6 protein-coding genes are annotated in these 12,307 nt (G+C 33.5%); all 6 read right to left on the bottom strand.

Going from position 1 to position 12,307, the window contains the following annotated elements:
- Positions 1-5: 5 nt before the first annotated feature.
- The 6 genes from BUC29_RS00125 to BUC29_RS00100 all read right to left on the bottom strand — a co-directional run bounded on the left by BUC29_RS00125 (position 6) and on the right by BUC29_RS00100 (position 12,305).
- Positions 6-1,481: an eCIS core domain-containing protein gene (locus BUC29_RS00125; RefSeq protein WP_073412249.1), complete on the bottom strand. Its 1,476-nt coding sequence runs from the start codon at positions 1,479-1,481 to the stop codon at positions 6-8.
- A 12-nt stretch (positions 1,482-1,493) separates the two neighbouring features.
- Positions 1,494-3,002, bottom strand: coding sequence for a contractile injection system tape measure protein (locus BUC29_RS00120; RefSeq protein WP_139260361.1), 1,509 nt, complete (start codon positions 3,000-3,002; stop codon positions 1,494-1,496).
- Positions 3,003-3,142: 140 nt separating this feature from the next.
- Entirely contained in the window at positions 3,143-5,956 is a 2,814-nt protein-coding gene (locus tag BUC29_RS00115; RefSeq protein ID WP_073412245.1) for a hypothetical protein, read from the bottom strand.
- A 12-nt stretch (positions 5,957-5,968) separates the two neighbouring features.
- The gene (locus BUC29_RS00110) at positions 5,969-8,716 is read right to left on the bottom strand and encodes a hypothetical protein (RefSeq protein ID WP_073412243.1); all 2,748 of its coding nucleotides are present in this window, start codon (positions 8,714-8,716) and stop codon (positions 5,969-5,971) included.
- Complete coding sequence (locus BUC29_RS00105) at positions 8,704-11,883, bottom strand: baseplate J/gp47 family protein (RefSeq protein WP_073412241.1); 3,180 nt, start codon at positions 11,881-11,883, stop codon at positions 8,704-8,706. The genes BUC29_RS00110 and BUC29_RS00105 overlap by 13 nt, the downstream gene beginning before the upstream one ends.
- An 11-nt stretch (positions 11,884-11,894) precedes the next feature.
- Complete coding sequence (locus tag BUC29_RS00100; RefSeq protein WP_073412239.1) at positions 11,895-12,305, bottom strand: GPW/gp25 family protein; 411 nt, start codon at positions 12,303-12,305, stop codon at positions 11,895-11,897.
- Positions 12,306-12,307 lie beyond the last annotated feature (2 nt).

Here is a 12,307-nt window from a genome sequence, read left to right as displayed (position 1 = left end):
ATAATTTATGAATGACGATGAATACTTCCGCTAACGGTGAATGTATCACCCATACCTTTACAATCTGAAGGCATCGTAAAAAATAATTTATGTAGATCTGTATGGTTTCTTAAAGTAAATGTTTCCTGAAAATGACCTTTTCCAGAGTTATCAATTTGTATGGTTCTTCTGGTTCGTTGAACATGATCTATGCTAATATTTAAAGTAGCACAATTATGAAAATTAACTATTTGTGCAGTAGCGTTTATTGTAATTGTAACTTTCGGACATTGTTTAGTACTAAAAAAACCGGCACTTTCTTCACTTAAGAAAGGTCCTTTTTGAAAATTTACAGTGTCTTCACATCCGCCTTTTTTTCCTCCTTTTTGCTCTACTAGTTTATTGTCTAAAGCGCCCATTGTTTCCGGACCGACAATACCGTCAATTTTGTTCAAATGATTATCTGTCTGAAAACCAATCACGGCATTTCGGGTTTCGCTTCCAAAATCTCCATCGGCACCAAATTTTGGTAAACTTTGCCCGGTTTGCATCAGTCCATTTTGTAATTCTGCAATATATTGCCCTTTTTGTCCAGTTGAAATAAGCATTTGATTATCGTTTGCTTTTTCAAGTGGAGGATTGCCTTTAAATTGTGGGTTTTCTGGTCTTTCTGCCAGCAAATCTTCATTATGGTTTTCCATAGATGATTTTTGAATCGTACCGGATTTTTGTTTATTTCCTGTCTGCTGAACAGTATGCGTTAATTCATGTGCCAGTAAATGTTTTCCTTCTCGTGAATTTGGATTGTATTTTCCTTCGTTGAAATAAACATCGTTTCCATTGGTAAAAGCCTGCGCACCAAGTTCTTCGCTCATTTGTACGGCACGTGCATCGGTGTGGATTTTTACATTGCTGAAATCAGAACCAAAACCGGATTCCATTTCTGTTTTTGTTTTTTTGTCCATACCCGTCCCGCTTCCTTTAGATTTGTTCAGTTTTCCTTCTAAATCATTATTTTGAATTTCAGTTTCAGAATTTTGACCTTTCTTTTGAACAGGTTTTTCTTCTTCTTTTTTGTCTTTTTTCTGAACTTTTTCTTCCTTTTCGCATTCGGCACATTTTTTCTGAATTGGTTTTTCTTCCTCTTTGTCAGATTTTTTCTGAACAGGTTTATCTTCTTCCTTATCTTTCTTATCTTTCTTTTGAAGTTTATCTTCTTCTTTTTTATTCGACTTTTTTTGAACTGGTTCTTCTTCCTTCATATCTTTTGCCTGAACAGAAGTAATGGTTTCCGAAATAGGTTTTTGCTGTATTTTTTCTTTCGACTGCAAAATTCCGCCGCCAGCCGAATTTTTATTCACCACTTTATCAGCAACTTTGTCGGCTTCTACCTCAAATTGGTCTCCTGCTGTACCGGTTTTTAGTTTTTTCTGAATTTTTGGTTCAAAAAAGGCATTACCGCTCGCAGGATTATTTTTTTTACGTTGTTCAAATGCTCTCATGACTATAAATTTTTACCATTGGGTGTAGATTAATTTTTGGATCCACGGAATTTTTACGATGCTGATATTCCACGGAATTTTCTCTAACAAAAGATCCTGTGTCTTTCGTTCAATTGTAAGTTTTGGGTTCGATTCGCTCCAGTCCAGTTTACCTTCTCTCTGCAAAAATTCGCTTCTTAAAACAGCTGTAGATGTGTTTTTTAAAGCAGACCAGTGATGAACAACCGATTCTAACATTTCCTCGACCTGCTCTTTCTGCCAGTCTTCAATTTTAATTTCTCTTTGTATAGATTCCTGCATCGGGATTCCGCATAAAAACTTCTCAAAAAGCATTGAATGTTCGTAATCATTTTCTCTTTTTGTTGCGGCATAATGCATAATATGCGCCGCCAGTTCTTTGTCTAAAAGAATGTTTTCATCACTCATTACGCGACAGCTTTTTAAAACTTCTTTTAAAAAGGGATGCAGAATAATCAATCCTGCATTTTGTACATAACATGATTCTGATTTGCTGATATATAACTCTTGCTGAAAATCGTTTTCTACCATTAATTCGTCTTTTCGTATCTCATTTTCAAAAAAGGGTTCTATTATTTTTTCTGCTTTTTCTGAATCAGAATTAGATTTTATAACTGAATTTTCTTTTTCAGAAGCTAAATAATCTGTTTTGGTTTGTAACAGTTCTTCATTAGTAAAATCAAGCGGTACAAATGTTTTTATGTTTTGTATAAAAAGTTCAAAAGAGATTTTTTTTGATGAAAATTGTGCTTCTTCCTGATAATAGAATTTGATGAGGTGAATTGGTTTTTTTTCGATCCAAAAATCAAAAACTGACTCCCAGAAAAGCACTTTAAAACTGTGCGTTTTTTGATTGAGTAATTGTAATAAACGGTTTGTTGAAATTGTTGTTTGCTGAGTTTCTGCTTTTGAAATTGCTGATGAACTCAAAAAAACGATTTCCTGATTTGAAAACTGATTTATTATTCTCTTTTGAACTTTTTTTTGACGAATTAATTTTTGAAACGCAATTTGGAAAGTATCGTTTTGAAGCTCATTAAAGTTTAATTCTTTAAAAAAAAGAATTTCATCTTCTTTAGAAATCCACCACGGCATATTTCCATTTTCTATAAAATAAAGCAGAGTTTTAATTTGTTTATCTTTTAGAGAAATTTCCTGCCATTCAGGTTGGTTTTTTTCTTCATTTTTAGAAGTCTTTTTTAATTCGTTTAAAGCTTTTTCAATCTCTTTTTCGATGCGGTTTTTTATATCATTTTTTGTTTCAGAATTAGTAAAAGAAACATCATTTTTTCCTGTATTTGATTCAATATATAGTTCTAATTTTTCTATTTGAATTATCTGATTGTCAATACTTTTTATCTGGTTAAACTGCTTTTCAATTAGCGGAAACATTTCGTTTTGCAGGAACACAGCAAGGTTGTTTTTGATAGAATTAGCCGTTTGCATTGAGCTCGTGTCTATTTCTAAAAAAACTTTCTGGATACTATGTGAATTTTTTATCATTTTTATTTGGTATTTAAAAACTTTTTCCTACATTTGTGTCTGACCGAGAGGTTATACTGGGAAAAGATAGTTGTCGTAATTGATAGCAGCTCCCCATTAAAGCTTGAGATGTATCGTGTAGATATAAATCTCAAGCTTTTTTATTTTGGATCACCTTTTCCTTTGGTATCTTTCTTAGTAACAATTGGTTTAGTAACGACCGGCTTAGTTACTCTTTTTAAATTTCTCATACGGTTTTCTTCAATTTTAATGAAGTTGCCTGTAGTAGGTTTGTAGAAATAGATTTCTGCTCTTTTCTCATATCTGCTTAGTAATTCATCAAACTCTTCTGTTTTTACGGCTCTTGTGGTATCAATATGAATCATATATTTACTCACGTTTTGTTCATTATGAATCTTTTTTCTCAAATTCATAAATAATATCAACTCATCGTCGGTATTAGTATAATTTCTTTCGTAATAATCCTGCATAGTAGGATTAACCCAGTTTCCGTTTACCCAGTCGCCGCCGATATAAATATCCGTGTAATTTTTATTTATGTTTCGTATTTGGGTTGCAATCGATAGTAAATCATCGGCTACGATTGTATCTTCAGTTGCCTGGCTTTCATAATTCATAGGAATGGTATAAAAATCTTCCAGCGTTTTTGGGAATCTTTTCCATTCTCTGGTAAGTTGATGATATCTCAATCGTCCTCTTAAATATTCAAATTTGCTCCAATCGTCATTAAAACGTCCAAAATCGTCATCGTCTTTATTAATCGGATCGTAATTAGCGTGGATTTTTTTATAAATATTAGCTTTATGTGAGTTCACGATTGCACAGCTTATTTTGTTTGTAGAGAATAGTTTACCATTTTTGGTTACACCGTTTTCAGTAAAAGTGTAAGTTGGAGCAGAATTTGAAAGTGTGATATCCTGAACTTCAAATTCAAAAACGTCTTTTTCAAGTCGCATAATTCTCAGTTTTTTTTCTTCTTCGATAAAATCAAATAAAAGACCTGTTGGGAAAAGGTTGTTTAGTGTTTCCATAACGACATGCAAACGACGTGAAAGGATCTGATCCAGCGGAATATTTACTAAAACTCTGTTTGTGATTAAATTAACTCCATTTATAGAATATTTTTTAATGCTTAATTTGTAATGAGTTGGCATTTCAATACGTCGGCTTTGTGTTCCTCTTGTACTTCTTGATAAATTATTGATATAGCGCAAAGAACTAATCCAGGGATAGAGGCAGCCCATAATTGTACAGCAGCCCAAACCATTATCTGGACTTATTTTTCCTTCAATTGAAAAATCAGTTATAAATGTCGTTCCGGATTTTAATAACAATAAAGTACCGCCTTTTTTTACGCCGGCTTTGTGTTCAAACGAATAATTGGTGTTGAATAAAATTTTTAAATCGGCAGCGTTTTCGACTACATCCAGAATATAAAAATCAAAATCAAGTCCGTATTCTATTTTTTTAGTATTTAAAAACGTTTTAACATCATCGACACTGTCGTTTAAATAACCTTCGATTCGGTAAAAATCATAATCGTCGATACAATAACCCAGCGGCGCTTTGATATAATCTTCGTTTGCTAAATTGGTTGTATGATAACTAAAATTGGTTTTATGAATGTAAAGGCTGCTTTTTTCATAATCCCAGGCATGCAGTAAATTATCATCGACATTGTAGTAATACGGAACCGATTTTGAACCCAGTTTTCCCATCGTTTTTGAAGGCGTTATTTTAATACTATTGGCAGTTACCTGATAATTTTCTAAAATGCCTTTTAGTCTTCTGACCAAAGATTCAAAATTGCTGAAAGTTTTATTTTGATCTAAAACAGATGCTTTATAAAATTGATGTCTGTAGTCTTTAAAGCGATTATTGTCTTCTACAAATCCTAAAAATAAATGTTTTGGAAATGAATTTATCGGCGGATTACATTCTGATTTTATCTGAATAAAAAGATCTTTCAGCTCTTTGTAAGTTGCTATAATATCTTTTAATAAATCGTATCGGTAATGAATATCTGCCGGAATATTATTTGGGTCTATTGTAAATAATGCATTGATGCGGGCTGTAATTGTGGTAAGCTGCGCTGTAAAACCAAAAGAGGAAAGAAGCGTAGTTAAATTGGTAATTAAATCTGTTCGAAATGATGAATCGTTTACAACGGCATTAAAAAGCTGTTTTATTTTAGTGGCTGTTGAAGTACTGTTAAATGTTGGTATTACTTTTTTTACACCCAATTCTTCAAGCGCACTGTATTTTTGAAAAACATCATATTTATTATAAAGAGGATCTCTTTCCGGCGACGGACTTTTACCAATAATAATATTTGCAGTTGCCTGGTTAACTACAAGTACTCTCAGATTAAAAATTTCTTCTCCACCCTTGTTAGAACAATCAACCTCATCACACAAAGCAGCATCTTTTGTATAACTTTCAAGATATAATAAAACGACATGATTTTTTAGATTAACAAAATTCGTTAATGGTAATTCACCAGTTTCAGGAGCAGTTCCCGGTGTTTTTTCAGGCAGTAATTCCCAAATAGGCAATAGTGCATTACTATTGTTTTTAAAAGCCGGATAATTGCCTTTATCGGTGTCAAAAGGTTTATAGGATTTATAGTCAATCTTTTGAAGATCAATTGAGGACAATTTTTGTTTAATGGCAGTTGCCAGCGCCTGACCAGCAGAATCAGGTTTTTTTGATAATTTTATCAAATCGCCATCGGTCGTAATTCCGGTTCCCTGTGTTATACTTACAGTAGTGTAGCCGGCATTGGTCGATACCTGAAGACCGCATACAATTCCTGTACCAGTAAGAGAGATTCTGTTCAATCGGTTTTGGTCATCAAAATAATCGATAGTTTCATTAAGCTGATAGTGTGTTAACACCTGATCTGCTACGTAACTATGATATTGTCCTGTAATGGTAGTAAGTTTTGTTGCCATGACCTTGTATTTTTATATTGTTCCTAAATTTGTTCTTCCTAATACTATTTTTCCTGAAATATCTTCTTCTTCATCGACGCAATTGTATAATGTGCCGGTTGGATAAACAGAGTTTAATTTTGATAATGATTTGATGAATTTTGGTAAAGCATCCTGTTTATTTTTCGTTTTATCCAAAAGGAAATTTTTAAAATCCCTTTCAAAATCCAGTAAGTCATTATCTTTTGGAGTGATTTGATCTTTTCGATATCCAATCCAGCATATTTTTCCCAGAATGTGAGACGGAATTTCCTGTCGGATTACATCTTCGGCAAAATTTCTAAAATCAACATCGGCAAAGCGGTATGTATATCCGGGCAATACGACGCTGATTTTAAACGAATATGGATTGGGCGTACAGCAAGTATCTGAGCAATCGTCCACACATATCGGTATGTAATACGTATCATCAATTGCTTCATCTGGATTTGGAACCAAAAGAATGTGTTCTACCAGAAAAATTCCTTCATCGCTAAATTCCTCTTTAAAGAATTTTAGCAAGTCAAGCATTGCCTTTTTTACATCTTCTAATGTGAGATGAAGTTTGTATTGACGGGCAATAATCCTGTCGGGATTGCTGAGGTCATCAACAAATTCCGGATTTATGATATGAAACGAATATTTATGAGTGTCGGATTCTATTACTTCAAAAGTGTTAATAACGGTATCTTTAAAAGGAATTCCGTTTGCCCTGTTTTCAAAAAGTGTTTCAAATGCATGCTCGATTTCCTTTTCGGTTGTTTCGTAAATTTTCAAAATCGAAAAATACATTTCTTTGATCGCTTTCAGTTGATCTTCATAATCTTCGGTAGCGGTTAAGATTATTTTATTCAGACTGTTTCTGATTCTCCATCTAAAAAGATTTGGAGCCACGCCCGGACTTGGATCGTAAAGCTGAACAAACAAATCAGAGATATTTTTTCTTTTAATTCCTCTTTTTCCCGTATCTGGATTTCTGTCTCCTTTAATTCCTAATAAACCAGCAATACGGTTTTCTAATCCGGTTACGTTAAAAGTGTTCCAAAGATTGGATAAAGGCTGATTGAAATAATTAAATCCGCTTGCTCTTTTACCGCTTATTGTATCGTAATTGATTAAAAAATCGGATTTGTTCTGCAGTACGATTTCATCTGCAGCAGCGCCGTATAAGGATTTCATTAGAAAAGCGTATTCTGCAAATCGTTCTGCAAATCGTGCAATAAGATGATCTTTTATCTGGTTTTGTCTTTTAATAGAATCGTCTAAGTCGCCAAAAAGCAATTCGTTTAGCTTTTCTTCACTTGCAGATAAATATTTATCGTTTACAATTTCCTCAAAACCTGTCATATCAGAAATGGGCTGAGTAAAATATGTATTTGGTAAATCGCTGTTTAGAGAAAGCAATTCTTTTATATTGCTTAAATGTTTAAAATAACTCGCCAAAATTTGATCAAAAAACAGCAGATAACCTTTTAATTGTTTGGCTTTTGCTTTTCGTTCTGCACTTGCAGATTCTGAAAGTCCAATTTCGCCAATGCCGTAATTTTCAGGGAAATTATTGGTAACGCTGGTATAAAAATCAGATTCTACAATTCTTCCCTGTGGTATTTTTATTTCTCTGTTTTTAGCAGCATTTTGCTGAGAATACGCAAAATCTTCTTTTAAATCTTCAAGATATTTTTTTGCCTTTGTTTTGTTAACCGTAACCGGCAGAACGCCTTTGCTGAAATTGAAAGTGCTTTTATTGCAAAGACTTGGTTTTTTGTTTGCAGGAATGCAAATATTCCAAACGCTTCCTTGAGTTTCTATAGCATCGCAATTGTTTAGCGAAATGTCTTTAATTACGCTTACGCCTTGGATATTCATGATAATCTGCATAATGTCCGAAAGGCGGACTTCTGTTTTTAAAGACGAATTTTCTAATTCGGCAGAATCAATAAAACCGTTATCGAGAAAAGGCCCTTCAAAGATTTCATCGGTTGTGTAACCTTTTGCAAACATTTCGGCTAACGAATAATATTTGATACTTGGCGATAAATATTTTTCTAGCTCAAAAGTGATTAAGGCATGAACATATTCTTCATTTGCTTCTGGCTCAAGTTCGATTAAAGCACAAACGGCAATAGGTTGAATTTCAACTTCTTTTATTTCTAAAACATCTTCACACAGGTTTCTGTTTGCGTGAAATTTTTCGATTATCTGAGATTTAAGCAAAGTCTTTTTAGCCAGATCTTTTTCATCAAAATCTACCAGAATATTGTAATATCCTTTGATTTGCGATTCTTTAATAAAAGCTTCTGGTGTAGCCGAAAAGTCTTCTTTTTTAAGCGAAATTTTGGCTTCTTTACAATTCACAAATAATTTTTTAGTTGTTTTTTGAAGCCAGCAGTTTTTGATTCTTTTTGGATCAATATCGATTAAAATTTTTCGGTAATCAAGTGCTGTAACGGCCTGCATTGGCAAAATCTCCGCAGCCGAAAAAAACTGTTCGTCAATTGGGTTAGAATTGTTGCTTAACAAATCTTCGATTGGCAGATTAATTCTCATGCCCAGATCGGTAATGGCATAACAAAGCACTTCTAGAATCGTAATTCCGGGATCGTGCGTGTTATAATCTGTCCAAAACTGACTTCCTAATGATTCAATGTATTCGATTCCTTTTTTTCGAAGAAATTCAAAACTCATGTCATCATTAGAATTGACATTTTTTGCGATGCTGATATGTTGGTTTATAGTTGACATTCTTCCTGAGGTTCTATGGTGTTAACAGTACATTGTATAACATTGGTGCTTATGAAATGATTTTTTGCCGAAACTAAAATCGATTTTGGGTTCGATGGAGCAGCAATTTTATCAGATAAGGCTCCGTTTTTTAAAAGTTTTACATCTTGCAGAAAATCAACATAACCTAGTTTTTCGATGTAATTGATAATCTGGCTTAAGTGAATGCTGACGCCAAATACAATAGGGATATTTTTGTCGAGTGCCCATGGCGATAAAAACTTTATGATATCTGAATTGAGCTGCTGCAGATAGAAATTTTCATCAAAACCTGGTTTGAATTTTACTTTCAGATCAACTTTAACTTCTTCGTAATTTGGATTAATTACATAAGTAGTTACATGCAGAGAATTTAGTTTATCAATATGGTTTTTGACTTTGTTAAGTGTTGCTGTACTTACGCGCGGCTGATAAATATCAAAAACGTTTTTATTTACCGTGTCCGGAATTACTACCAGCGTTACATTTCCCGGCGATTGATATGAACAATCACAAGTATGATTAAGGCATTTTACTTTGTACAGTTCGGGAAATTTTTGCAGAATAATATGTTCATAATCCCACATGGTAACGGCTCGGTTTTTATGACGAAGGCGTTCACTGATTCTTTTGTAATATTCGGGATCTGATTCTTCGGGTTTATAGTCAAAACTATTGTAGGGCTGCGTAACCGATTTTACATTGCTTTGTCTTTGGAGGAGTTTTGATATTGTTCCAGCTTGTAATCCGGAATTTAAATGCGATAAATCATTAGAATTATCCTGAAAAGAGGCCAAAACTGCCTGCGAATGAATACCGATCATCTTGCAGACAACATCGAATTTTTTATGCATTTTGGCTTTAAGCCAAATATAATTTTTAGGGAGTCTTGTATTATTTTGAGTAGCTTCTTTTGGTAAGCTGAATTTCAAAATTCCCGATTGTAATAAATTGTCGGTTTCATTTAATAGAATATCAGCATAATTAAGAATACGCCATTCGTTATTTCCCAAAACCGACCATTCTATTTTTTGTTTTCCTGTAAAAGAGGGTGTTGTTGGATTTTCGCTTCCTTCTAATACCTGAAATAGTAATGTTATCTGTTGTAAGTCTTCGACATTTTCTAAACCAATAAACAATTCTCCGCCTTTGCAATATGTTGGCAGTAAATATGAATTTTCGTTTTCTACATAATCCAAAAGTGATTTGAGATAACTGTGTTCTTCTGAATATCCAAAAGGGTGAATGTGGAATAATTTTGCTCTGTTTTTGGTATAAACTTCTTCAAAAGTTTGTGTTCCTGTTTTTACAAATTTTGTAGTTTCTACAGCAGTATAATGTAAAACAAGCTTTTCAACCAGCGGTGTGTAAGGTTCATTTGGAACGACTACATTATCATCATCAGTAGAAAGTGCCAGAGCATAAATTTTCGGGTATAAACTATGTAAAAATGATTTTGTTAAGGTTAGTTTTAACTGGCCATTTTTTTCTGTGGCATAATTAGAATTGGTAACATTTAATGCCGTTTTAAACGGACTTGTTGAGGTGAATAAAGCAGCAGCACTTCCGTAATTCTGCCATATATTATCAGACAAAACTGCAGGCTGAAATTGGAAATAACTGTTTGATGTTACGATACCTCCAGTACTTACAAATCCGTTAGAAGAATTCAATACACTGGATTTATATGTACCTACGCTAATAGTACTTAAGGCAGATGTTTTGTAGGCTTTATAATGTTCTACAAAATCGGCAGGAGTGTTTTTCCAAAGTACATCGATATTGATATTTTCCCACTTTTTAGCAAAAGCTTCGCTGTATTTTACCAAAAAATTAGACCCGTCTACTGGCTGTGTCGAAAACGGGAAAAATGGTTTTGCAGCATTGATTAATCCGTGATCGTTTTCTAAAACTACACTCGAAATATTTTGAACATCTACATTAATGACGATGCTCTCTAACTGATTTTCTGCAAATGATTTGTAAATGTCATAACCACTTGTTTTTGTGATGTCTAAATAGAATTTTGCAACAGGTAGATTTGTTGCAAATTCTTCACCGTATATTTTCGGATCATAAGCCGTAATGGCATCTGCACTTTCATCTAAGAGAAAAGCAATTTTCATAACTTTTCCGCTGATAGAAGTAGTATAAGTACTGCCGGATTTTATCGTTAATGATGATGAGATTTCTGCAATTTCAAGCCATTTTTTTGCTGTGGTTAACTGAAGACTTAAACATTCTTTAATTGTTGCAGCCGTTACGTTTGCAGTAATATTATCATGAAAAGTAAAAGTCATTTGAATGCTTCGTTTGCCTTCTGCCAAAAAAAGAATAGGAGAGGCCACCGCAAAACCAATATTTGCATTTGGCAGTTCCGGTAAAATATTCGTTTCATCGATATAACCAAAAGGCCACCATTGTGTATTATTTTTATCTGGAAAAGCGCCGCCCAGGCCATCATAAGAATTGGCAATTGGACTGGCTTTTATTTTTTTTGAAGCAACATCGTTGTAAACATTTTTTAAAGATGAAACGATGGTTTTATTAGCTATTAATTCGTTGTTTGTATAATAGTTTCTCGTTTTTCCAGAAGCATCTTTGCCGCCGTCAAATCCTGTTTTTATTTCGATTCTTTCCTGAACAGCATTTTTTGCCAATTCAAAAATCATATACACTTTATCCGGTGTTGCAGGAAGTTTGTCAAGATTTAGAATTTCTTTATAATAAAAATCAAGATGACGTTTTGTAAGGTTGTTGTATCTTTTTTTACTGTTTTCGAGCAGCATTAAAAAAGTAAGAAACAAAGTTAAATGCGGTGTAATGGCAAATTCTTTTTTGTTTTCTTCAATTAAATCTGTGAGTTCTTTTTTAACTCTGTCCAGTTTTATTTGATTTTCTATAGATGGCTTTTCGCCGTTCCATTTAAAGAAATCAAAAAAAGATCTCCAGTCGCCTGAAGGTTTTTCCGGATTTGAAGTATCATAATAATTTACATATTCAGAAAAATTATGGGCAAACAAAATCCAGTCTGTAATTTCAAAATCATTAAGGCGAATGTTTTCAGGCTGTAACGCACTGATATAACGCTGCTTTTGGTCGCTGCCATTAGAAGCCAAAACGCTCAATATAGTAGTACAATTACTCATCTTTTAAACATTTATAAATTGGTTCCTTCTTGTTTGTAAAATGGATAAACCATATTTATTCTTGAATTGGTAGCGCGAACTTTAAAATCGATAATTACTAATAATTCGCCGCTCAAATCATCGCCTTGTGTGATGTCGATTTTTTCAACATCAATTCTTGGTTCGTGATATAAAATTGCCGTTTTAATCAGTTCAGAAACAAACGTTTTTAAGGTTCGGTTTAATGGATTAAACAGCAGTTCGTCCATATTACAGCCGTATTTGGGCTGCATTATACGTTCGCCAATTTTAGTCGAAAGCAAAATCTCCAGACTGCTTTTTATATCATCCTCGTCAGTGAGCATTGTAACTGCTTTGGTGCTTTTTTTAAATTCAGGAGGAAAACTCCATCCAATGCCCAAAAAATCTTGTGCTGTTTCCATAA

The sequence above is a fragment of the Flavobacterium defluvii genome, from assembly GCF_900129555.1.
GTDB classification, from domain to species: domain Bacteria; phylum Bacteroidota; class Bacteroidia; order Flavobacteriales; family Flavobacteriaceae; genus Flavobacterium; species Flavobacterium defluvii.
Note: the sequence above shows the minus strand (reverse complement) of the source record. Positions and strands in the feature narration are given on the sequence as shown.

Coding starts and splice junctions, on each gene's coding strand:
- BUC29_RS00125 (WP_073412249.1), bottom strand. CDS start 1,481: ATGAGAGCATTTGAACAACGTAAAAAAAATAATCCTGCGAGCGGTAAT.
- BUC29_RS00120 (WP_139260361.1), bottom strand. CDS start 3,002: ATGATAAAAAATTCACATAGTATCCAGAAAGTTTTTTTAGAAATAGAC.
- BUC29_RS00115 (WP_073412245.1), bottom strand. CDS start 5,956: ATGGCAACAAAACTTACTACCATTACAGGACAATATCATAGTTACGTA.
- BUC29_RS00110 (WP_073412243.1), bottom strand. CDS start 8,716: ATGTCAACTATAAACCAACATATCAGCATCGCAAAAAATGTCAATTCT.
- BUC29_RS00105 (WP_073412241.1), bottom strand. CDS start 11,883: ATGAGTAATTGTACTACTATATTGAGCGTTTTGGCTTCTAATGGCAGC.
- BUC29_RS00100 (WP_073412239.1), bottom strand. CDS start 12,305: ATGGAAACAGCACAAGATTTTTTGGGCATTGGATGGAGTTTTCCTCCT.